Source organism: Pseudomonas sp. BN505, from assembly GCF_029873175.1.
GTDB classification, from domain to species: domain Bacteria; phylum Pseudomonadota; class Gammaproteobacteria; order Pseudomonadales; family Pseudomonadaceae; genus Aquipseudomonas; species Aquipseudomonas putida.
Genome location: NZ_SSOI01000045.1, coordinates 100002 through 123053, shown reverse-complemented (window position 1 = coordinate 123053; position 23052 = coordinate 100002). Strand labels below are relative to the sequence as shown.

The following is a 23052-nucleotide window of genomic DNA, read 5'->3' as shown; positions in this document are numbered from 1 at the left end:
ATCCAGGGTTCAGGCCACCGCACGCGGCGGATAGACCCGGGTAGGCACGAAAGGAATCAGGCAGATCAGGGCCACGGCAATGCAGGCCATGACCAGGTACAGGTCGGCGGAAGTGAGTACCAGCGCCTGGTCGTGGATGCGCCTGGCCAGGCCGGCAGCGCTGTCGTCAACCAGCGGGGCATTGCCCAGGCTGTCCACCAGGTGGTTGGAATGGAAATGCCGGCGCAAGGTGCCAAGGGCATCCAGCAGGCCACCGGCGATCACTGCGGCCAGGCCTTTCACGGTGTTGAACCAGCTGGAGGCGAACGGGCCTTCCTGCGGGGTCATGCCGTTGGTGGACAGCATCAGCAACGGCAGCACCGCCATCGGCTGGCCGAACACCTGCAGCAGGTAGAACGGGTAGAAGTCGCCACGGATCCACTCGCTGGTCATCAGGCTGCTGCCAATACAGGACACCGCCAGCATCGCCAGGCCGATGCCCAGCACCCAGCGGCAGTCCACCGCGCGGATGTTGCACAGCGCTGCGGTCAGCGGCAGGGCGATCAGCTGCGGCATGGCCACCAGCATCATCAGCGGGCTGGTCTGCGCAGGGCGGTAGCCCTGGATCTGCGCCAGGTAGGCCGAGGGGATGCTGCCCACACCCGACAGTACGATCAGCACACCGGCCAGGGTCACCAGAGCAAAACTCAGGTTGCGCCGCTTTAGCATGCGCAACTGGAAGAACGGCAGCGGCTCGGACCACTCGTTGTACATGAACAGCACCAGCAACAGCAGGCCACCGCCCAGCAACCAGCAGATCAGCGGCGAATCGAACCAGCCCCAGCGGTCGCCCAGCGACAGGCCCAGCACGATGCAACTGATGGCCGGCAGCCCGAGCAGTACGCCACGCCAGTCAAACTGCTTGAAACGCTCCAGACGCAGCGGGTCTTGCGGCAGGCCCCAGCCGACGCAGACGATGGCCAGCAGCGAGGGCAGGATGATCTGCCAGAACGCCCATTGCCAGCCGACGTACTCGGTCCACAGCCCCGCCAGCGGCGTGCCGAGGTTGGGGCCGAAGGTGGCGGTCAGGGCATAGCAGGCCAGGCCGTAAACCTTTATACCCGGCGGCAAAAAGCGCAGGGCCACGCTCATCAGCATCGGTGGCAAGGCCCCCGAGGCAAAGCCCTGCAGCACCCGCAGCAACATCAGGCTGTGCAGGTTGGGGGCGAACGGTTGCAGCAGGCCAAGTACGGCAAACAGGGCGATGGCGCTCATGGTGAAGCGCCGCAGCGAGAAGGTGGTGGCCAGCCACGGCGCAAAGGCCATGGCCGAGACCGAGGCGGCGCTGTACACCGCCAGCAACCAGGCGCCTTCGTCGGCACCGATGCCCATTGCACCGCGGATATCGGCAAGGGAAATCTTGGTGACCGACTCGTTGAGGCCTGCACACAGCACGGCCAGCAACACACCGAACAGCCCGACCACCACCTGCAGGCCAAACGCCGTCTGCGCAGGCGCGGCCGGCGCGGGGGCGGCGGCCAGCGCCGCAGAGGGCGCCGTCAGGGAAGTCATGAGAATACATCTCCAGCAACAATTTCAGGGCTGGGGCAAGTTTAAGAAGGTCGAATGCTGACGAAAACTGACTTGTCGGTAGTTTTATATTGCGTCAGACGCAATCCATGCCTGAATCACGGATCGATGCGGCCACACGCTTTCAACGTCTGGCGCAACCAACGGTGCGCGGGGTCGTTGTCGAAGCGCGGGTGCCACGCCTGCATCACATTGACCTTCTCCAACGGCACCGGGATCTCGAACGAGCGCAATGGCAACTTCAACCGCTGCACACTGTTGAGGATATTGGCGGGTATCGGCAGGATCAGGTCCGAATCCGGCAGCGAGAACATCGCCGAGTGGAAGCTGGTGGTGATCAGGGCCACGCGCCGCTCCACCTTGTGGTTGGCCAACGCCACATCGATCGGCCCGTTGGCACGACCGCGACGAGACACGCTGATCTGCGGGTAGGCGGCAAAACGCTCAGGGGTGATCGGGGCGTCGAAGATCGGGTGGCCCACACGCGCCAGGCCTACAAAGTAAGTATTGAACAGGCTCTGCACCTTGATTTCCGGGCCCAGCTCAATGGCCGAGCTGATGATCAGGTCGATATGCCCGTTGCGCAGCACTGCATCATCGTCACCACTGCCCTCCGGGACAAACCGCAACACCGTACGCGGCGCCTGGGCCAGCATCATGCGCAGCAGCTGGGCGCCGTAAAGGGCAATGAACAAATCATTGGTGCGGATGTTAAAGGCACGGTCCAGGTTGACCAGGTCGACATCGTCACGGCTGCGAAACACCTGCCCGGCCTGTTCTACCAGCCCATGCACCTGCTCGCGCAGGGCCAACGCGCGCGGCGTCGGCACCAGGCCACGGCCGGCGCGCACCAGGATCGGGTCGCCCAAGGCATCGCGGATACGCCCCAAGGTCCGGCTCATGGCCGCCGGGCTCAGGTTCATGCGCTGCGCCGCGCCCACCACGCTGCCCTCGTCGAGCAAGGCATCGAGGGCGACGAGCAAGTTCATGTCCGGGAGTTGCATGGCCGTTTTCCGTTACAGCTGTGGGAAACGCGATGTTAGCAGGTTGGTGGATTGCATCAGACGCAATGCGCTCTTGCGTGGTGGGGCATTTATTCACTGAGTGGACTGAGCCAAGAATGTGGGATGGCAGGTTCGCCCTCTTCGCGGGTAAACCCGCTCCCACATGGACTGCGCAGGTTTGAAATACTGTGGAGTACCTGTGGGAGCGGGTTTACCCGCGAAGAGGCTAGAACAGGCACCCATTCAGCCAGCCTTGTACAAGGATCTTCAATGCCCAGCCCCATCCTGATCGCCATCGACGCCTCCCCCGCCTCCAGCGCCCTGCTCACCCTCGCCCGCCGCTACTGCCGCCCCGGTCAACACGAACTGCACGTGCTGCTGGCCATCGATTCCACCTTCGCCGTGCATGAGCAACCTGCGCCCTACACCGCCGAGGAACTGGAAGAATACCCCGCCGCCTGCGAGGAACAGCAGCATGCCGACCACGCCGTAGCCGCGGCCGTACGCGAGCTGCAGCACGCCGGCTTCACCAGCCAGGGCTGCATGGTGGCCGGCCAACCGGTTGAAGCGATTGTGGCCAAAGCGCGGGAATTGAACTGCGAACTGATCATCATGGGCCACCGCCACCTGTCGCGGTTGGGGCGGTTGTTGGACCCGTCAATCAGCGCGAAGGTGATTGACCGGGTGCAGGTGCCGGTGTTGGTGGGGGTGGCTTAGGGGGCTTTTGAACGGGTTGGGGTTGGTAGGTGCATGTCTCAAGGGCGCCACAACCCTCGAGACATGCACTTACCACCCCCAACGCCACCCCAACTCACCCCTCGCCAGGCTTCACCACCACCGTACACGTCGTCCCCGCCGCCAGCAAAAACCCTTCCGGCACTTCATCAATGTGGATCCGCACCGGCACCCGCTGCGCCAACCGCACCCAGTTGAAGGTGGGGTTCACGTCGGCGATCAGCTCGCGGCTTTGTGGGTTGTCGCGGTCATAGATACCGCGGGCGATGCTCTCTACATGCCCTTTGATGCGCTCGCCGCTCATCATCTGCAACTCGGCCTGGTCACCCACCTTCACGTGGGGCAGCTTGGTTTCCTCGAAGAACCCGTAGACCCAGAACGAATTTTCGTCGACCACCGCCATCACCGCCTCACCCGTGCGCGCATAGTCGCCCTTGTGGATGTTCAGGTTGGTCACGTAGCCATCCACCGTGGCGACGATATGGGTGCGCTTGAGGTTCAGCTCGGCTGCAGCCAGTTCGGCAAGGGCTTGCTGGTAATCGGCCTGGGCGGAGTTGGCGATATTGCTGGCGTCGTCGCGGTTTTCCTTGGAGATCACCAGGTTGTCCATGTCGGCACGGCGCTTGGCGTTGACCTTGCGCATTTCCCAGGTGGCCTTGCGCGAGGCGACCATGGCTTTGGCCTGGTCGACCGCCAGTTGGTAGTGCTCGGGGTCGATCTGGATCAGCAGGTCGCCCTTCTTCACCCGCTGGTTGTCCTTGACCGGTACATCCACCACGTAACCCGGTACGTCGGCGGCGACGTTGATGATGTCGGCGCGCACGCGGCCGTCGCGGGTCCATGGCGTGGTCATGTAGTGCAGCCACAGCTGGCGACCGATGGCCACGGCAGCGACCAGCACCAGCAGGGTGGCGATCAGGCTGAAGAACTTTTTCATCGAAGGTTTCTCACCAGTAGACAGTAAGCGCCATGGCGCCGAACAGGCAGACGAACAGGCTCAGGCGCAACAGCGCCGGGTGCCAGAAGAAGCGGTAGCCATCATGGCTGGCAATGAACCGGTCCAGGCCCCAGGCCAGGCCAAGGGCGAACAGGAACATCAAGGTCATGGTGGGCATGTACACGCCATGGAAGGCGATTTCACGGGGCATGGTGCAATCCTTTCGCCGGTGCCAGTGGCGACTGTGGGTCCAGCAAGGAGGAACGGATGAAGTGCAGGTAGCTTTGCGCGCGGCGCAGTACCGAAGTGTCGAAGTGCCGGGCGAACGGTTCGTCGGTGGCCTGCACGCGGGCAATGGCATGGTCCACGGCGACCAGGGCGCGTTCGTGGTTGCTCGCACTGGGCTGCAAGAACAACCGCGTCAGGGCACGGCCCATGACGCGGATGGCCTGGCGCCACGGCTGCGACTCGGCGTAGGCCGGGTGCACCGGTGCGCGGGCTTGTTCCTTGCGCAGCTCGATCACGGCGTGGCCGATTTCCAGCACGGTGAACATCCAGCCCATCAGCTGGCTCTGCACCTGCGGCTTGCCGGCCGCCAGGCCATAGGCCTGGTGCAACAGGTCGCGGGTGCGGCTTTCGAAGGCCGAGCCGATGCCGCGCAGGCGCCCGCTGATGGCAAACAGCACCTGCTCGCGCAGCTCTTGCTCCAGGCGGCTCCACAACCAGCGGCTGTTGGGCGGCAGGATGATCGCCCCGGCGGCGGCGCAGACAAACATGCCGATGACCATGCCGATGTAGTCGTTGATGAAGGTGTACGGGTCATACACAGTGAGGTTGTTCGGCACCGAGCCAATCGCAAAGAACACCAGCAGGCCGATGCCGTAACCGGCATAGGCCGGGCGTGACGAGAGAAACGCGCCCAGCACGAACACCGGCGCCAGCACCATGCACAGCAGCGGGAAGCCGTCGATCCAGGGGAACACGAAGAAGGTTTCGAAAAAGCCGATGAAAGCACCGATGGCGGTGCCGCAGGCCATCTGGAACGACATGCGCTTAGGGTTCGGCGAGGCCGCCGAGAGGCCCACGGTGACGGTGGCGATCAGGGTCATCATGGCGCCACTGGGCCAGTCACTGAGCAGCCAGTAGCTGCCCAGCAGCAACAGCACCGCCGAAGCGCGGATACCCGCAGCCAACGACACCAGCCAGCTGGTCTGCGCCACGTAGGGCTCGTCCCACTGCTCGCGTTCATGCTTGTGCGCAGCCAGCGAGGCGTGGGTTTCGGCGTAGCTGTACATCTCGTCGACGAAGCGGTACAGCAGCTCGAACGCGGTGTGGAAGTCGAGCAGGTCGGATTCGCTGGGGTCGGTTGCCAGGTACTCGGCGCGCAGGCCGCGCACCTGGGCTTGCAGGCCTTCCTTGTAGGCCGCCAGCTCCAGGGTCAGGCGCAGTGCATCGGCGTCGGTCAACGCCCGGCCCACGTAAGGCTGCAGTAACTCCACCAGGGTGTTCAGGCCCGGCTCGATGGCACTGACGATCTGCAGCGGGCCCCGGGCACGCAGGCGTTCGAGCAGGCGATGCAGGGCATTGAAGCGCGTGGTAATGGCCATGAACTCGCTATTCATCCGTACCAGCCGGCCACTGCGGCGGCGCATGTGCGGGTCTTCGAAGGCGGTGACGTTGCGCAGGCTCTCAAGGCCCACGGCCTCGGCAACGAAGCGCACGTTGCTGCTCTCGAAACGGTCCTTCTGGCTATCGCCACGCAGGGCCTCGACCACCACCCCGGCGAACACGCCAAAGCGCTGGTACAAAGCGTTGCGCATGGCAGCACTGGCCGACTGCGGCAGGATTGCGGCGCTGACGAAGGTCGACACCAGAATCCCCAGGGCAATTTCCAGCACCCGCCACACCGCGGCCATGAACGCCTGGTCAGGGTGCTGCAGCACTGGCAGGCCGATCATCGCAGCGGTGTAGCCGGCCAGCACAAAGCCATAGGCGCGGAAGGTGCGGTAGCGCATGGCGCCGGCCGAGCACAGGCCAACCCACAGCGCCAGGCTGGGCAGGAACAGCTCGGTGTTCTGCGGGAAGATGGCGATCAGGGCCACCATCATCGCCGAGCCGGCCAGGGTGCCGAGCACCCGGTAGAAGCTCTTGGCGAACACATGCCCGCTTTGCGGCTGCATGACGATGAACACGGTGATCATGGCTGTGCGCGGTTGCGGCAGCTCCAGGCGCATGGCCAGCCACAGGGTGATGAACGCGGCGGCCAGCACCTTGAAGATGTACACCCAGGTCACGCCGTCGGTGCGTGCCCAGGCAAAGAAGCCCCGGCGCCACTCCAGGCTTTGCAGCCAGCGCACGGGCAAACTGGAATTGCTCATTCGGCGTTATCCGGCTTCTTGTCGAAAATGGCCAGGGTGGCCGGGGTTTTCGGCGCGGCCTGGCGTTCCTCTTTCGGCGCATCCTGACCGGCCTGCAGGCCACCACCCAGGGCGGTCACCAGCTCGGCATGGGAGATCAGGCGGGCGGCCTGCACCTGCTGCTGCACCTGTTGCTGGCGGAACAGCAAGGTCTGCGCGTTGAGCACGTTCAGGTAGTCGGTAAGGCCGCGCTGAAAGGCGACCATGGCGATGTCATAGGTTTTCTGCGCAGCAGCAACCGACTCGGCAGCGAAGTGCGACTGTTCTTTCATCGACTCGCGGCGGATCAACTGGTCGGAGATGTTCTTCAGTGCCCCCACCACGGTCTGGTTGTAACGGGCCACAGCCACGTCATACCCCGCCGAGGCCACACCCAGTTCCGAGCGCAGGCGGCCACCGTCGAAGATCGGCAAGCTGATGGCCGGCCCGACGTTGTAGTTGAACTTGCGCCCGGTCAAGAATTCCAGCGGGCCACCGCCGGTGGCCATGAAGCCGAGACTGCCAACCAGGTCGACGTTGGGGAAAAAGCCGGCGTGGGCGACGTCGATACCTCGCGCCTGGGCGGCCACCTGCCAGCGGCTGGCGACCACGTCGGGACGCTGGCCGACCAGTTCGGCAGGCAGGTTCGATGGCAGTTTCAACGGCGCGGCCAAGGCCAGGGCCGGGCGCTGCAATTGCGCGCCCTCCCCCGGGCCCTTGCCGGCCAGTGCGGCCAGCTGGTTGCGGGTCAGGGCAATGTCTTCGTTCAGGCTGTCGAGCTGGCGGTGGGTTTCTGGCAGCGGCGCTTCGGCCTGGCTGACTTCGAAATGGGTACCGATGCCGGCATCCAGGCGGCGTTTGGCCAGGGCCAGGATCTGCTCCTGCTGCTCCAGTTCGGCCTTGACGATATCGCGCTGGGCAAAATGCAGGCTCAGCTGGATATAGGCGCGCACCACGTTGTTCTGCAGCTCCAGCTGCGCCTGGCGGGCTTCGGCCACGCTCATGTGTGCCTGGTCGACGGCCTGCTCGCTGGCATTGCGTTCGCGGCCCCAGAGGTCGAGGGCGTAGCTGAAGCCGATTGCGGCGTTGTTGTCCCAGGTGTTGGCGCCCGACAGCGCGCCCGGGCCGTAGAACTGGTCTTCAGGCCAGTTGTGGCGCTTGAGGGTGGCCTGGCCGTTGGCCTGGAGCTTTTCCGCCGACTCGACCACGCCGGCCATGGCCTTGGCCTCACGTACCCGCGCTGCGGCCATGGCCAGGCTCGGGCTGCCGGCCACGGCCAGGGTAATCCAGCGATCCAGCTGCGGGTCGCCATAGGCGTGCCACCACTGCTGGTCGGGCCAATGGGCGTCGGTCGCGGCTTCGCGTATGGCCGCGTCGGTGGTCAAGGTATTGGCTTGCAGCGTCTTGCTTTGCGGGGCGATGCCCCAGGTTCCGATACAGCCACTCAAGGTGAGGGCAAGGGCACAGGCACTGAACGCATTGAGCGTTCTGATGATGCGACGCGGCACAGCTGCGATTTCCCGAGGAAGAGGTGAAGGGGGCTGGGCAATTCTAGGGGGCGGCAGCACTGGCGATAAGCGCAGATTCCTGCGAATCTTTGTTACCAAAACAGCGATAATCCGCCTTTGGTCGAAGGCAACTTTTCAGCTTTTCTGCGTTACTTCGTGACACAATTTTGTCCTCTACATCGAGAGTGACCCATGGACACCCTGCAAAACATGCGTGCTTTCAGTTGCGTAGCCCAGCTTGGCAGCTTTACCGCTGCTGCCGCGCAACTGGATACGACCACCGCGAACGTGTCGCGGGCGGTCTCCAACCTGGAAGCCCATCTGCAAACAAGGCTGCTCAACCGTACCACCCGCCGCATTGCGCTGACCGAGGCCGGCAAGCGCTACCTGATGCGCTGCGAACAGATTCTTACCTATGTGGAAGAAGCCGAAGCCGAAGCCAGCGATGCCCATGCCCGCCCGGCCGGGCAGCTGAAGGTGCACTCGATGACCGGGGTGGGCCAGCACTTCGTGGTCGATGCCATAGCCCGCTACCGTGAATCGCACCCGGACGTCACCTTCGACCTGACCATGGCCAACCGCGTGCCCGACCTGCTTGACGAGGGCTATGACGTGTCCATCGTGCTGGCCACCGAACTGCCCGACTCGGGGTTCGTGTCGCAGCGCCTGGGCATCACCTACAGCATCGTCTGCGCCTCGCCCGACTACATCGCCCGCCACGGCAGTGCGCAAAAGCCCGCCGACCTGCTCAAGCACGCCTGCCTGCGCATGGTCAGCCCGGTGATCCCGCTGGAAAAATGGCTGTTCGACGGCCCGGAAGGCCAGGAGATGGTCAACATCACCAGTTCGCCGTTCATGGTCAATACGGCTGATGCCATGAAGACTGCCATCCGCAGCGGCATGGGCGTAGGCGTGCTGCCGATCTATTCGGCCATCGACGGCCTGCGGGATGGCAGCCTGGTGCGGGTGCTGCCCGAATACCGCCTGCAGGAGCTGAACCTGTACGCCATCTACCCGTCGCGGCAGTACCTTGATGCCAAGATCAAGACGTGGGTCGAGTACCTGCGCAACTCGCTACCGGAGATTCTCGCGGCCCATGAGGCCGACCTGAAAACCCATCAGGTGCTGATCGCCAACTAAAAAGCTGCTGCATTGCGGGGGTGGACAATGGTAGGTTGCTAACCATTACCTACCCCCGCCTTGCAGAGAAGTTGCCCGATGAAAAAGACCGTCCTGGCCTTCAGCCGTATCACCCCGGCCATGGCCGAGCGCCTGCAGCAAGACTTCAACGTGATTTTGCCCAACCCCAAGCTGGGCGACATCAACGCCCAGTTCAACGAGGCCCTGCCGGAGGCCCACGGCCTGATCGGTGTCGGGCGCAAGCTGGGCCGTGCGCAGCTTGAAGGCGCGGCCAGGCTGGAGGTGGTGTCCAGTGTGTCGGTCGGCTACGACAACTACGACCTGGACTACTTCAACGAACGCGGCATCGCCCTGACCAACACTCCCGATGTACTCACCGAAAGCACCGCCGACCTGGGCTTCTCGCTGGTCATGGGCTGCGCCCGCCGCACTGCCGAACTGGATGCCTGGACCAAGGCCGGCAACTGGCAGGCCACCGTGGGCCCGGCCCTCTTCGGCAGCGATGTGCATGGCAAAACGCTGGGTATCGTCGGTATGGGCAACATCGGAGCCGCCATTGCCCGTCGCGGCCGGTTCGGCTTCAACATGCCGGTCATCTACGCGGGCAACAGCCGCAAGACCGCGCTGGAGCAAGAGCTGGGCGCGCAGTTCCGCAGCCTGGAGCAGTTGCTGGCAGAAGCGGACTTCGTCGTCATTGTGGTGCCATTGTCCGACGCTACCCGCAAGTTGATCAGTGCGCGTGAACTGAAGCTGATGAAACCAAGCGCGTTCCTGATCAACATCGCACGCGGGCCGGTGGTGGACGAAGCCGCGCTGATCGAAGCGCTGCAGAACGGCACCATTCGTGGGGCAGGCCTGGATGTGTACGAGAAAGAGCCGCTGAGCGATTCGCCGCTGTTCAAACTGCCCAACGCGCTGACCTTGCCGCACATCGGTTCGGCCACTGCCGAAACCCGTGAGGCCATGGCCAACCGCGCGATGGAAAACCTGCGCGCGGCGCTGCTGGGTGAGCGGCCGCGGGACCTGGTGAACCCGCAGGTGTGGAAGGGCTGACAGCCTTACTTTGCCTGTACCGGCCTCTTCGCGGGCTTGCCCGCGAAGAGGCCGGTACAGGCAACAGATTATCTATTTGGCCACCAAAATACCGTCAGCCACCTTGGCCTTGGGCTTGCGAAACACCAGCACATTCCCCGCCATTACCGCCACCAGCCCCAACAAGGCCGGCGCCGTCCACTGATACCCCTCGGCCACCGCCGACACATTCAACGCCACCAACGGGAACAGCACCGTGCAATAGGCTGCCCGCTCCGGCCCCATGCGCCCGACCAGGGTCAGGTAGGCAGTGAAGCCGATCACCGAACCCGGAATCACCAGGTACATCAGCGAACCGATGTAGCGGGTGTTCCACTCCATGGTGAAAGGAATGCCGCTGAACAGGCAATAAACCATCAGCATGGCGGCCCCGTAGACCATGCCCCAGGCATTGGTGGTCATGGGCTTGAGCCCGGCCTTCTGCTGCATGCTCGACAGCATGTTGCCTGCCGAGAAACACAGCGTGCCGAGCAGGGCAAGGCCGAGCCCGAACAGGGTCTCGCGGCTGGCGGCATGGTGGGACAGCTCTGGCCAGAACAGCAGCCCCAGGCCGAGCAGGCCCAGGGCACCGCCGCCCAATACATTGGCGGCGATCTTCTGGCCGAAGAAGACCCGCGCGTTAAGTGCGTTCCACAGGGTTGCAGTGGAGAACACCACGGCGATCAGGCCACTGGCAATCCACTGGCTGGCAGTGAGGAAGCACATGAAATTGACGCAGAACAGGCACAAGCCCTGGGCCAGGCAGATCTGGTGGCCGCGGCGGTTCAAGGGTTGCAGGCGGCGGGTGAGCAGCAGGATGGCGAACAGGATGAGGCCGGCCAGGGCGAAGCGATAGACGATCGAGACCGGGATGGCGACAACGCCCAGCTGGAGCTTCAAGGCGATCCAGGTGGTGCCCCAGATCAGGACGGTAAGCAGGTAGAGTGACAGGTTCATGGGTAGGGCTCCTCAAGCGGTCGTCCATTCAAACCGGGGCCGCTTCGCGACCCATCGCCGGCAAGCCAGCTCCCACAGGTACAGTGCCCGGCTTGAGGCAGATGCTGTACCTGTGGGAGCTGGCTTGCCGGCGATCGAGGGTGCAGCCCTCGCCAGTGCGACCAGTGTTTGCCCTGTGCGGCGCCTGGCGCTTGCACAAACTTGCGCTTTTCCTTTGCCGGTAGCTGTCACTCGATGCAAGGCGCAGTAGGATGGCTGGCAAGAGGAGCCCCCCATGACGCCACTCACCCAACTGCAAGTGTTCAACGCCATGCATGCCTCGCCCCACGCCAGGCTGGAGCTGAGCGCGCACCTGGGCGATGGGCTGGCGGCGGCGCTGTGGAGCAACCGCGACGATGCCCGCGACTATCACGCCCCGACCCACCACACCCTGTCGTGCTACATCGCCGACGGTACCGGCACCTTTCGCCGCCAGCGCCCGGCCGACAAGGGCGCGCCCGGCAAGCTGTGCGTGATGCCAGCCGGGCAGGAGTCGAACTGGGTGGTAAATGGTGCAATCCGCCTGGCGCACCTGTATGTCAGCGAGGCGCAGTTCGCCCTGGGTTGTGTGCGCCTGCTCGACCGGGAACCGCGTGAACTGCAGTTGCAGGAAGCGACTTTTCTCGACGACCCGCAACAGGCCGTGCGCTTTCGCCAACTGATCCAGCTGGACTGGGACGAGCCCGGCGAGCGCTTGCTGGCCAGCAGCCTGGCCCACGAGATCGTCGACCATGCGCTGCTCAACCAGGTCGGGCTGCGCCAGGGCCTGCGCCTGAAAGGCGGGCTGGCGCCGAACCTGCGCCGGCAATTGGTCGATTACATCGAGGCGCACCTGGACCAGCCGATTACCCTGGGCGAACTGGCCTTGCGCTGCAACCTGTCCGAATACCACTTTGCGCGCATGTTCCGCAGCAGTTTCGGCCTACCTCCGCACCAGTACCTGCTGGCCCGGCGACTGCACCGGGCCTGCCAACTGCTGCAGCTGGGCGTGATGCCGCTGGGGGAGATTGCCCTGCTGTGCGGGTTTGCCAGTGCCAGCCATTTCAGTAACCGGTTCAGGCAGGCGCTTGGTGCAACACCTGGGGAATACCGTTCGGCATTCAAGTCGTGAAACGGGGCCGCTTTGCGGCCCTTTCGCGGCACAAGGCCGCTCCTACAGGGATCATGGTTTCCTTGTAGGAGCGGCCTTGTGCCGCGAAAGGGCTGCAAAGCAGCCCCAAATACCTAGAATTCGAAGGTGCTGGACAGGCTCACCTGCCGCGCATCCCCGATAGCCACGAAGTACTGGTTCACCGCCGAGCTGTAGTAAACCTTGTCGAACAGGTTCTTTACGTTCAGCTGCAAACGCACGTTGTGCTCATCCAGCTTGGTCTCGTAGCTGGCGAACGCATCGGCCACGGTGTACGACGGCAGGTCGAAGGTGTTGGTCGAGTTGCCCGCCCGTTCACCCACGTAACGCGCGCCTGCACCGACACGCAGCTTGTCGCCACCGAACAGGCTGCCGAAGTCGTAAACAGCCGACAGCGAACCACTGTGTTTGGCAACGTTCTGCAAGCGGTTGCCCTCAAGGTCCGGGTCTTTTGTAACCTTGGCATCGGTAAAGGCATAGCTGCCGATCAAGCTCCAGTGATCGCTGAGCTGGCCGGTCAGGTCAAGCTCCACACCTCTTGAATTGACCTCACCGGCATTGCTGTAGACAGTCTCGCCAGTCCCGCTGTCGAAATTGGCAACCAGCACATTACGCTTGGTGATATCGAACAGCGCCAGCGTACCGGTCAGCCGACCGGGCATGTCCAGCTTGGCGCCCAACTCCCACGACTTGCCTTCCTCAGGTGCAACGGACGCGTCCAGCACCACACCGCCAGTCAGCGGCGCAATGCTGGAGTTGGGCTTGAACGACTCGCTGTAACTGCCGTAGAACGACAGCTGCTCATCAAGCTTGTAGACGATGCCGGCATGCGGCACCCAGGCCTGGCCGCTGTTATCGGTATTGGCCGTGAACGGGCGGCCGCGGCCGGCGTACTGGTCGAACTGCTGGAAGCGTGCGCCGGCCACCAGGATCCAGTGGTCATCCAGGTGCAATGCGTCCTGCACGAACAGTGCATCGGTGCGCAGCTTGTCGGTCTGGTCGCTGTCGCTGGCACGCACCGTGCTGCCTTCCACTTCCTGGCCGTAGACCGGGTCCACATAGCTGAAAGTGGACTTGGCAGTCTGGCGAATCAGGTCGCCGCGATACACCTTGCGGTCTTCATGGTCGACGCCGAACAACAGGTCATTCTGCAGGCCGGCCAACTCCACATTACCGGCCAGGCTCAGGGTAGCGAACTGGTCACGGCTCATGGCGTTGTGGGTACCATCGATGCTGCGTGTCAGCGTGCCTTTGGCTTCATTGACGCCGGTCACCCGTACCTGGCTGGCATCATAGGTCTCGCGGTTGAAGCTGTAGCCAAAGTGCAGCTTCCAGTCATTGGCCAGCTGATGGTCGACCTCCAGGCGATACAGGTCGGAGCGCCCTTCCATGTCGTTGAACGGCTCGTCCAGGCGGCGCGTGGCGGGGATGTTCAGCGGGTGGCCATTGCTGCCGAACGCTGTGCCCCGGTCGAAGGGGTAGAGAAACTCGCGGTGCTCGTAGGCCAGTACCACCTGGGTGTCTTCGCCCAGCCAGGCCAGCGACGGCGCCACCAGCGATTCGCGGTGCACGCCGTAGTTGCGCCAGTAGTCTTCGTCTTCATGGTCGACGATCAAGCGGTAAGCGAAGTTGCTGTCGCCCAGCGCACCGGTACTGTCGAGCCCGCCGCCACTGCCATTCTTGCCGCTGCCGTAGGTCGAGCCGCGCACGTTCAGGGCGTTGTACTGCTGTAGTTGCGGGCGCTTGCTGACCACGTTGATCACCCCGCCCGGATCCTGGATGCCGTACAGCAGCGAGGCCGGGCCCTTGAGCACTTCAACCCGCTCGGTGCTGGCGTTGAGGCTACGCCCCTGCACGATGGGCATGCCATCGCGCATGATCGAGCCGTCGCGGTTGTCGCCAAAGCCGCGCTTCATCACCGTGTCGGACGTGCCGCCAAAGTTGTTGCCCTGGGTGATGCCGCTGACGTTGGCCAGCGCATCGTCGAGGTTGCGCGGTGCCTGGTCGCGGATGACCTGGGCCGGTACCACGTTGATGGCCTGGGGGATGTCCTGGTTCGGCCCCTGCCCGCGCATGATCGAAGCGCTGGCCGGGGGCTGGTAGCTGTAGTCGTCCAGCTGCGAGGTTACGTTGGTGGCCTGCAGGTTGAGGGCGCCTGAGGTGTCGGCGGGTTCGAGGGTGAGGGTGCGTGCGTCGACGCGCCGCCAAGCCAGCCCGGTGGTGCCCAGCAGCTGTTGCAGTGCCTGCTCGGCGCTGAAACGGCCATTCAAATCGGGCGCTTGCCCGCCCGGCAGTTCGAGGGTGTAAACCACGCTCTGGCCGGTGGTGCGGCTGAACGCGTTGAGGGCCTGGGCCAAGGGTTGGGCCGGCTGGGCGAAGGCATAGGCCTGCAACTGCTCGGCGGCGCTTGCCAGAGGGGCGACAGCCAAGGCCGGGACCGCAGTCAGGCCGAGCCAGAGAGGGACGCAACGCGAGGAGAACTTCATGGACGCTGACCTGTGAGAGGGTGACGATTGCGAATGAATCGCACTTTCACTCATTACACGGATGCCACGTCCTGTTACCTCACCCGTTGATTGAAATTATTTTTCCTGTGCCGGCCTCTTCGCAGCACAAGGCTGCTCCTACAGGTATTGCATGGCCCCTGTAGGAGCAGCCTTGTGCTGCGAAGAGGCCGGTACAGGCGGTTACCGAACCAGGGTCAAACGCCCCAACACGGTCTGCCGCGAAAAACCCATCACTTTGCCCAGCGAATCAAGCGCCAGCAGCGGCTCGGTCACCGGGAAGCTGCCGCTGACCTTGCGCTGCCCCAGTTCGCCATCCAGCAACAGGATGCGCCCCGGGTAATAGCGCCCAAGGTCTTCGACCACCTGCGCCAGCGGCACCTGGTAATAGTTCAGCCACCCCTGGCGCCAGGCCAGGCGGTTTTCACTGTCCACCGCCAGGGTGTCGCCTACCCAGCCTGCGCTGTAGGCCACCTGCTGGTTGGCCGTCAGCTCACGCGCCAGAGTGCCTTGCGCAGGGCTCACGCCCACACGCCCGCTGCGCACCGTCACCTGGGCGCCGTCGCCTTGCTCACGCACCTCGAACTGAGTGCCGAGCACCCGTACTTCGCCACCGCCGGCTTCGACCAGGAACGGCTCGCCGGTATGCGTGACCTCGAAGAACGCTGCGCCATGCAACAACCGCACACGGCGCTCTCCCTGGGCAAAATCGACCGCAATGGCGCTGCCGGCATCAAGCGTCACCTGCGACTGGTCGGCCAAAGTCACCTGGCGAACCAGCCCGGCACTGCTGTAGTCGGCCTGCAGGTCCTGCAACCAGTACGCCGGGTGCCAGCCACCGGCAAAGCCCACGGCCAGCACCAGGCAGGCCGCCATCGCCAGTGCTGCCACCTGCCGCCACGGCCCGCGGGTCGGCGGCTTGGCCATGGCGTCCAGGTAGCGCTGCAGGGCGTCCTGTTCTTCGTCCGCCAGGCGCGCCGCCGGGGCGGCGCTTTTCTGCCACAGCGCCTGGGCCTGTTGGTAGGCGTCACGGTGCACGGGGTCGGCTAGCAACCAGCGCTTGAACGCAGCCCCTTCGGCTTGCGCGGGCTGCTCATTGATGCGGCTGAGCCATTGCAGGGCGGCCTGGGACTGCGCCTCGGTGATCGGGGGCAAACGGCTCATCGACGGGCACTCCCTGGCCGGCGTGGGGTGGACGCGGGCTCGGCAACACTCGCCTTGCACGCTTCAAGGGCGCGCATCATATGCTTTTCCACGGCGCTCTGGGACAGCTGCATGGCCTTGGCAATTTCGCCGTACTTGCAGCCGTGGATGCGGTTGAGCAGAAAGATCTGCCGGGTGCGCTCGGGCAAGGCGCGCAAGGCAGCTTCGATGCGCTGCAGGTCGTGGTCGACCTCCAGCGCCTGCTCCGGCGCCTGAGCCATGGCCGCCTCGTCCATGGGCAAAGCGGCTTCTGCCACGCGTTCGCGGCTGCCTTCACTGCGCAGGTGGTCGATGGCCAGGTTGCCGGCACAGCGCAACAGGTAGGTGTCCAGCGCCTCGACCTTGACCTCGGGGCGGCGCCAGAAACGCAGGAACAGTTCCTGTACCAGGTCTGAAGCCGTGGCGCGGCAGCCAACGCGCCGGCTGACCAGCGCCTCCATGCGCGCCCGTTGGGCCAGAAACACCTGCACGAAACGTGCGCGCCCGCCACTGCTGTCGGCTTCGGGCTCGATGATATCCCCCTGCTCGCTCACAGGTTCACACGGCAAACACGGCCAGCAACGGGCCCAGCACCACGCTGGCGGCGGCCAGGCCCAGCAGCAGACGTGGCTGGTACGGCAGGCCGAACACCCACACGGTCACCCCGGCCATCATCACTGCCGTCCATTCCACCAGGCCATGGGCCCAGCCACGCAGGTGCACGCTGAGGATCAGCGATAGCAGCAGCAGCAGCCAGCCGGCAACGCGCAACTGCTGTAACTGCCCGGGGCGCGGCTTGCGCCCGAGCAAATCGCTGAAGTGCTTTTCCATGGCCAGGCACAGGGCGACAAAACCTGCGAATGCAATCAGTGCGTTACCCAGCATCAGCTCACCTGTGCCGTTTCAGTGCCCGCTTTTTTTGCCGCGCGTGGCCGCTTGGCAACCGGTTTGGGGCTGCGCAACATCTTGCCGGCCAGCCAGGCCAGGAACAGGCCAGTACCCAGGGCCGTCAGGTCGAAGCCGGCCATGGCCCAGTCACCCGCCTGCAACGAATGGTTCAAACCCCGGTCGGTGCTCAAGCCATTGAGCAGCGGCAGCAGGGCAAAGGCCAGCGCCCCCAGCGCCAGTTGCTCCCCCCAGGCCCGGCGCCCGCTGCGCAGCACGGCATGCACCAGTGACAAGCCCCAGGCGATGAAGAAGGCATTGACCTCCCAGCCGGCGCGGCCCTCGACGCCCACCGGGATCAGGCGGTTGGCCCAGAAGAAGCCCGCCACCGCCAGCAGCAGGCCGCTCATGCTGGCGATATTGAGCACCTCGACCAGGCGCAACTCACCCGGCATGTGCGCGCTCTTGGCATGCTTGAGCTGGCGCTTACCCAGCCACATCACCAGCCCGGTGCCGATCACCGCAGTGCCGGCGACGCCAAAGAAGAAATACAGCCAGCGCAGCCAGGGCCCGGCGAAATTGCCCATGTGCAGCCCGGCAAAACTGAAGGCAGTCATCATCGCCCCGCTCTCTGGCTTGCCCTGGCTCAGCAGCGCACCACTGGCGCCGTCGAACGTCCAGTTGGCACTGCGCCGATAAGCCACGTGGTCGGCAGCCGACTGGGTGAAGGTGACGCGGGCATTGCTGTCGCCGGGGTTCTGCACCTGGATGAAGCCGATACGCGCGCCCGGTTGCAGTTCCTGGACCTTGGCGTACAGGGTTGGCAGCGCAACCAGCGGCGTGGCCACCTGGGCCGCTTTGGGCGAATCGTCGCGGCCGAACAGGTCGTTGAAGTACTTGCCCGTGTCATTGCCATAGCTGGCCATGATGCCCGCCGGCATCACCATGTACATGAACAGCACCAGGCTGCTGTAACTGATCATCAGGTGGAAGGGCAGCACCAGCACGCCGATGGCGTTGTGGCCGTCCAGCCAGGAGCGCTGGCCCTTGCCGGGGCGGAAGGTGAAGAACTCCTTGAAGATCTTCTTGTGGGTGATGATGCCGGTAACCAGCCCCAGCAGCATGATGAAGGCGCAGAAGGTCGACAGCCAGCGGCCAAACGGGTGCGGCATCTGCAGCTGGAAGTGGAACCGGTAGAAGAACTCGCCCCCCCGGCTGTCGCGTGCTTCCACCGGCAGGCCGGTCTGCGTGTCGAGGGTTTTGTTGACGAAGCCACGCGGCCCGCCGTTGGGGTCGCGATAGCCCACGCTCAGGGCCGCCTCACGCTCGTTGGGCATGTCGATGAACCAGGAAGCGGAATGCCCGGCATTGTCCTGCAGGTATTGCTGGGCCTTGTCCAGGCTAAGGGCCGGGTCCAGGGTATGACGGCGCACTTCGGGCTGAGCCCAGTGGGTGATTTCATCCTTGAAGTACGACAGCGTGCCGGTGAGGAAGATGGCAAACAACAGCCAGCCAAAGATCAGGCCGATCCAGGTGTGCAGCCAGGCCATCGCCTGGCGGAAGCCTTCTTTCATGGGTTTTTCATCCAGTAGGCAACGCCGCTGATCATGCCCAGCAACAGGCTCGGCGCCAACACGCCCAGCCAGGCACGCCAGGCGCTGCGACAGGCGAAGCACCAGATGAATGCCAGCAGGTAGAAGACGAACGACAACAGCAGGCCAGTCAGCGTGGCGTCGACCTTAGGCAGTGGCGCCACCAAGGCAATGCAGACGCTGGCCATGGACGCCAGCAGGTAGCCGCCCAACAGCGCGGCCAGGCTGCGTGAGGCAACGGCCAGCCGATAGCTGAGCGAGAGGCCGGCGGTTTTGCGCGTCATGGCGAAGGTCCGGGCGTTTTTGGGGCTGCAATAATAATGATTTCAATTCTCATAGGCAAAGAGTTAGCGATGTGTTGCCTGTCCTGCCCAATCGCCGGTGGAGATTGCCGAGCATTCTGCCCTGCAATACAATGAGAACAATTCTTACTACCAGTTGCGCTACCCGGCGCCGGAGTATCACGGTGCCCAGCGCGCTCACATCCACGGTCGAAGGCCTCTACCACGCTCATCACAACTGGCTCACTAGCTGGTTGCGCCGCCGCCTGGGCTGCCCGCAGAGTGCCGCCGACCTGGCCCAGGACACCTACCTGCGCCTGCTGCAGGCCCGCGAGGCGCCACAGTTGGTCGAGCCACGTGCGTTCCTTGCAACGGTAGCCAAGCGCGTGCTGTGCAACCACTTTCGCCGCCAGGAACTGGAGCGTGCCTACCTGCAAGCACTGGCACAGGTGCCAGAAGAAGTAGCACCGTGCGAGGAGCAGAAGGCGATCATCCTGGAGACCCTGCTTGAGCTGGACCGCCTGCTGGACGGTTTGCCGTCACTGGTCAAACGCGCCTTCCTGCTGGCCCAGGTCGATGGCCTTGGCCAGGGTGAAATTGCGCGTGAACTGGGCATCTCGCTGGCCACGGTCAAGCGCTATCTGACCAAGGCGGCCATGCGCTGCTACTTCGCCCAATGAACGCCGCGTTTTCCCCACAGGTGGCGGAGCAGGCCGTGCAATGGTTGATCGAGTCCCAAGGCGATGATTTTGACCAGGCGCAGCGGTTGGCGCTGGAACACTGGCTGCGGGCCGACCAGGAGCACCAGCGTGCCTGGGCCCATATCCAGCAGGTAAACCAGCGCCTGCATGGGGTGCCCTCGCCGGTGGTGCACGCCACACTGCAAGCCCCCCACTCGCCCGCCCGGCGACGCGCGCTCAAGGCATTGCTGCTGGTGGGAGTGGCCAGTGCCACCGGTCTGGGGCTGCAACAGCACAACCCGATGCCCGGCCTGATGGCCGACTACCGCAGCCCGGTGGGGCAGCGCCGGCGCATGGGCCTGGAAGATGGCAGCGTGCTGCAACTTAACACCCGCAGTGCCGCCGACGTGCGCTTCGACGGGCAACAGCGCCGGGTGCGGTTGTTCGAGGGCGAACTGGCGCTACAGGTGGCCAGCGATGCCCGGCCGTTGCTGCTGCGCACCGGCGAAGGGGCCTTACGCCTGGACAGCGGGCGCTTCAATGTACGCCAGTTCGATGGCTACAGCCTGGTGTCGGTATTCGAGGGGGTGGCCAGCGTTGCAGGGCAACCGTTACTGGCTGGGCAGCAGGCACGCTTCACGGGTGCCTGGCGGTCGACTTCTGCGCTCGACCGCAATGTGGGCGCCTGGGTCGACGGCATGCTGGTGGCCTCGCAGATGCGCCTGGCGGATTTCCTGGCAGAGCTTGGGCGCTATCGCCACGGGCAGCTGGGGTGCAGCGAGCGGGTCGCCGACTTGCGCATCTCCGGGTCGTATCCGCTGGATGACAGTGAGCGCATCCTGCAAATGCTGGAGGTAGCACTGCCAGTGCGGGTGCGACGGTTCACCCGGTACTGGGTGACGGTGGAGCCAACAATGAGCTAAAGCAGGCCTGGCCTCTTCGCCGGCAAGCCAGCTCCCACCTTGAGCGCATAGGCCTTACGTCATGTGCATTCCCCGTGGGAGCTGGCTTGCCGGCGATGAGGCCGGTACAGGGAAATTATTTTCAATCAAGTGAGCCATTTTCCCAACCTTGCGTGACAGACATGGCAGACCCCCTCTCTCAGGACCCGACCCATGCCGTTGCGCCCCAGCCCCCTCCTCCACGCCCTGCTGCTCACCACCACGCTCGGCCTGGCCATGCCCGCCGCCCAAGCCGAAACCCGCAGCTACCATATCGCCGCCGGCTCGCTTGAAGACGCACTCAACCAGTTTGGCCGCGAAAGCGGTGCGTTGATTTCGTTCGGCTCGCAACTGACCCAAGGCATCAGCACCCAGGGGCTGGACGGCCAGTACGCTGTGCGCCAAGGCCTCGACGCGTTGCTGCGCGGCAGCGGCCTGCAGGTGCGGCAGGAAACCGACAATGCCTTCAGCTTGCAGCCAATCGGTAGCCCCGTTGCTGGCGCCCCGGTCGAGCTCGGCGCTTCCACCGTGGTCGGCGACTGGCTGGCAGAAGCGCAGCAGGACAATGTGTTCGAGCACCCAGGCGCCCGCGACGTGGTACGCCGTGAAGAGTTCGAGCGCAGCGGCGCGACCACCGCCCGCGAAGTGCTCAACCGCATCCCCGGGGTGAATGCCCCCGACAACAACGGCACCGGCAGCCACGACCTGGCGCTCAACTTCGGCATTCGCGGCCTCAACCCGCGCCTGGCGTCGCGTTCGACCGTGCTGATGGATGGCATCCCGGTGCCGTTCGCCCCGTATGGCCAGCCGCAGCTGTCGCTGGCACCGCTGAGCATGGGCAACATGGACGCCGTGGATGTGGTGCGCGGTGGCGGCGCGGTGCGCTACGGCCCGCAGAACGTCGGCGGCATCGTCAACTTCGTCACCCGGGCGATCCCCGAGCAGGCCACCTTCAAGGCCGCCATGCAAAACCAGATCAGTCCCTCCTCCAGCCACGACGGCTTCAAGAACAGCGCCAACCTGCTGGTCGGCGGTACCAACGACAACGGCCTGGGCGGCGCACTGCTGTACTCCGGCACCCGTGGTGGCGACTGGCGGGAACACAGCGACACGCAGATCGACGACCTGATCATCAAGGGCAAGCTGCAACTGGATGAAGCCAACAGCCTGCACGCCATGGCCCAGTACTACGAGGGCGAGGCCGACATGCCCGGTGGCCTGAGCACCGCCGACTTCGCTGCCGACCCGTACCAGTCGACGCGCCTGAAGGACAAGTTCTGGGGCCGCCGCACGCTGTTCAACTTCGGCTACGACTACAAGCAGGACGACCGCCAGTTCAGCGTCAACAGCTTCTTCACCAAGACCCTGCGCAGCGGCTACCTGGACCAGGGCAGCTTCGTTTCGCTGTCGCCACGCGAGTACTGGGTGCGCGGCATCGAAACCCGCTTCTCGCAGGGCCTGGCGCTGGGCGATAGCTGGCACGAACTGGGCGTTGGCTATCGGTATGTCAACGAAGCCGGCCACGAACTGCGCTTCCGCGAGCCGGTGAACGGCAACCTGCCGACCACTGCCAGCCGCAACGACCGCGACACCCGTGGTAGCACCGAAGCCCACGCCATCTACCTGGATGACCGCATTGACATCGGCCGCTGGACCATCACCCCGGGCGTGCGCTACGAGATGATCGACTCCGAGCAGAGCAACAAGCTCAACGGCCAGCGCTACCAGGGCAGCTACAACACCGCGCTGCCGGCGCTCAACGTGATGTACCACCTGACCGACAGCTGGAACCTGTACGCCAACACCGAGGGCTCGTTCGGCAGCGTGCAGTACAGCCAGATGCCCAACCGCGTCAGCAGCGGCGAGGTAAAACCGGAGAAGGCACGCACCTGGGAAGTCGGCACCCGCTACGACAACGGCGACCTGCAGGCCGAGATTGGCGCGTTCCTGATCAACTTCGACAACCAGTACGAAAGCAACCAGACCAACGACTCGGTAATCGCCCGCGGCGAAACCCGTCACCAGGGTATCGAAACCAGCGTCCGCTATGCGCTGGATGGCCTGAGCCCGGCCCTGGCCGGCTTCGATGTGCACGCCAGCTATGCGTTCGTTGACGCCACCATCCGCGAGGACGGGCCGAACAAAGGGAACCAGGTGCCGTTCTCGTCGCGGCACAAGGGCAACCTGGGCGTGGGCTACACCGATGGCCCTTGGCAGCTGAACCTGGACGGCAGCTTCCAGAGCAGCCAGTACGCCGACAACGCCAACACCGGCACCGAAAGCGCCGATGGCAGCACCGGGCGCATTCCGGGTTACATGCTGGTCAGCACCCGCGCCGGATACGATTTTGGCGCGCAGCTGTCGAACCTGAAGGTGGCGGTGGGCGTGAAGAACCTGTTCAACCGCGAGTACTACACGCGCTCCTACGATGACAACAACAAGGGCAAGTACGTGGGTGAGCCGCGAACGCTGTATGTGCAGACGTCAGTGGAGTTCTGACTG

General features: G+C 64.4%; 20 protein-coding genes. 7 read left to right on the top strand and 13 right to left on the bottom strand.

The features are described 5' to 3' along the window. Positions 1-9 precede the first annotated feature (9 nt). Together E8E78_RS13765 and E8E78_RS13760 are read right to left on the bottom strand one after the other, a co-directional pair. Positions 10-1551 carry an MFS transporter gene (locus tag E8E78_RS13765; RefSeq protein ID WP_061202744.1) on the bottom strand — a complete coding sequence of 514 codons (1542 nt, stop codon included), beginning with the start codon at positions 1549-1551 and terminating at the stop codon, positions 10-12. A gap of 116 nt (positions 1552-1667) precedes the next feature. Continuing rightward, the gene (locus tag E8E78_RS13760) at positions 1668-2573 is read right to left on the bottom strand and encodes a LysR family transcriptional regulator (protein WP_016497993.1); all 906 of its coding nucleotides are present in this window, start codon (positions 2571-2573) and stop codon (positions 1668-1670) included. A gap of 270 nt (positions 2574-2843) precedes the next feature. On the opposite strand from E8E78_RS13760, the gene E8E78_RS13755 reads away from it, so the two are divergent. Next, the gene (locus E8E78_RS13755) at positions 2844-3290 is read left to right on the top strand and encodes a universal stress protein (protein ID WP_049278172.1); all 447 of its coding nucleotides are present in this window, start codon (positions 2844-2846) and stop codon (positions 3288-3290) included. 94 nt (positions 3291-3384) lie between these two features. On the opposite strand, the gene E8E78_RS13750 is transcribed toward E8E78_RS13755, so the two are convergent. Genes E8E78_RS13750 through E8E78_RS13735 form a run of 4 tightly spaced genes read right to left on the bottom strand, consistent with a single transcriptional unit; the run spans position 3385 to position 8149 of the window. After that, positions 3385-4245 (bottom strand): HlyD family secretion protein, encoded by an 861-nt coding sequence (locus E8E78_RS13750; RefSeq protein WP_019473277.1) that lies wholly within the window; start codon positions 4243-4245, stop codon positions 3385-3387. 10 nt (positions 4246-4255) lie between these two features. Then, complete coding sequence (locus E8E78_RS13745; RefSeq protein WP_009685040.1) at positions 4256-4456, bottom strand: DUF1656 domain-containing protein; 201 nt, start codon at positions 4454-4456, stop codon at positions 4256-4258. Then, a complete protein-coding gene (locus tag E8E78_RS13740) occupies positions 4446-6623 on the bottom strand; it encodes an FUSC family protein (RefSeq protein ID WP_059395160.1) in 2178 nt (725 codons plus the stop codon). Before E8E78_RS13740 ends, E8E78_RS13745 begins: the two co-directional genes overlap by 11 nt. Beyond that, positions 6620-8149, bottom strand: a complete 1530-nt coding sequence (locus E8E78_RS13735) for an efflux transporter outer membrane subunit (RefSeq protein ID WP_059395161.1) — start codon at positions 8147-8149, stop codon at positions 6620-6622. The genes E8E78_RS13740 and E8E78_RS13735 overlap by 4 nt, the downstream gene beginning before the upstream one ends. A gap of 192 nt (positions 8150-8341) precedes the next feature. Here E8E78_RS13735 and E8E78_RS13730 point away from each other — a divergent pair, with 192 nt between their 5' ends. Together E8E78_RS13730 and E8E78_RS13725 are read left to right on the top strand one after the other, a co-directional pair. Next, entirely contained in the window at positions 8342-9289 is a 948-nt protein-coding gene (locus E8E78_RS13730; RefSeq protein WP_016497987.1) for a LysR family transcriptional regulator, read from the top strand. Between the two features lie 78 nt (positions 9290-9367). Beyond that, a complete protein-coding gene (locus E8E78_RS13725) occupies positions 9368-10342 on the top strand; it encodes a D-glycerate dehydrogenase (protein ID WP_016497986.1) in 975 nt (324 codons plus the stop codon). 72 nt (positions 10343-10414) lie between these two features. Here the strand turns inward: E8E78_RS13725 and E8E78_RS13720 are convergent, their stop codons facing one another. Further along, the gene (locus E8E78_RS13720; RefSeq protein WP_049278176.1) at positions 10415-11317 is read right to left on the bottom strand and encodes a DMT family transporter; all 903 of its coding nucleotides are present in this window, start codon (positions 11315-11317) and stop codon (positions 10415-10417) included. Positions 11318-11591: 274 nt separating this feature from the next. Here E8E78_RS13720 and E8E78_RS13715 point away from each other — a divergent pair, with 274 nt between their 5' ends. Beyond that, on the top strand, positions 11592-12467 hold the full coding sequence (locus E8E78_RS13715) for an AraC family transcriptional regulator (RefSeq protein WP_049278178.1): 876 nt from the start codon (positions 11592-11594) through the stop codon (positions 12465-12467). Positions 12468-12580: 113 nt separating this feature from the next. On the opposite strand, the gene E8E78_RS13710 is transcribed toward E8E78_RS13715, so the two are convergent. From E8E78_RS13710 to E8E78_RS13685, 6 genes are all read right to left on the bottom strand, one after another. Beyond that, a complete protein-coding gene (locus E8E78_RS13710; RefSeq protein WP_280313105.1) occupies positions 12581-14971 on the bottom strand; it encodes a TonB-dependent receptor in 2391 nt (796 codons plus the stop codon). 201 nt (positions 14972-15172) lie between these two features. Next, complete coding sequence (locus E8E78_RS13705; protein ID WP_280313106.1) at positions 15173-16153, bottom strand: FecR family protein; 981 nt, start codon at positions 16151-16153, stop codon at positions 15173-15175. Continuing rightward, complete coding sequence (locus E8E78_RS13700; protein ID WP_059395166.1) at positions 16150-16725, bottom strand: RNA polymerase sigma factor; 576 nt, start codon at positions 16723-16725, stop codon at positions 16150-16152. The genes E8E78_RS13705 and E8E78_RS13700 overlap by 4 nt, the downstream gene beginning before the upstream one ends. Before the next feature lie 4 nt (positions 16726-16729). Further along, positions 16730-17056 (bottom strand): DUF3325 domain-containing protein, encoded by a 327-nt coding sequence (locus tag E8E78_RS13695; protein WP_280313107.1) that lies wholly within the window; start codon positions 17054-17056, stop codon positions 16730-16732. After that, positions 17056-18630 carry a PepSY-associated TM helix domain-containing protein gene (locus tag E8E78_RS13690; RefSeq protein WP_280313108.1) on the bottom strand — a complete coding sequence of 525 codons (1575 nt, stop codon included), beginning with the start codon at positions 18628-18630 and terminating at the stop codon, positions 17056-17058. The genes E8E78_RS13695 and E8E78_RS13690 overlap by 1 nt, the downstream gene beginning before the upstream one ends. After that, positions 18627-18932, bottom strand: coding sequence for a DUF3649 domain-containing protein (locus E8E78_RS13685; RefSeq protein ID WP_016497978.1), 306 nt, complete (start codon positions 18930-18932; stop codon positions 18627-18629). The genes E8E78_RS13690 and E8E78_RS13685 overlap by 4 nt, the downstream gene beginning before the upstream one ends. Positions 18933-19063: 131 nt before the next feature. On the opposite strand from E8E78_RS13685, the gene E8E78_RS13680 reads away from it, so the two are divergent. The 3 genes from E8E78_RS13680 to fecA all read left to right on the top strand — a co-directional run bounded on the left by E8E78_RS13680 (position 19064) and on the right by fecA (position 23049). Beyond that, positions 19064-19609: a sigma-70 family RNA polymerase sigma factor gene (locus E8E78_RS13680; RefSeq protein WP_280313111.1), complete on the top strand. Its 546-nt coding sequence runs from the start codon at positions 19064-19066 to the stop codon at positions 19607-19609. Then, the gene (locus E8E78_RS13675) at positions 19606-20532 is read left to right on the top strand and encodes a FecR family protein (protein WP_016497976.1); all 927 of its coding nucleotides are present in this window, start codon (positions 19606-19608) and stop codon (positions 20530-20532) included. The genes E8E78_RS13680 and E8E78_RS13675 overlap by 4 nt, the downstream gene beginning before the upstream one ends. Before the next feature lie 192 nt (positions 20533-20724). After that, the gene (fecA, locus tag E8E78_RS13670; RefSeq protein ID WP_059395169.1) at positions 20725-23049 is read left to right on the top strand and encodes a TonB-dependent Fe(3+) dicitrate receptor FecA; all 2325 of its coding nucleotides are present in this window, start codon (positions 20725-20727) and stop codon (positions 23047-23049) included. Positions 23050-23052 lie beyond the last annotated feature (3 nt).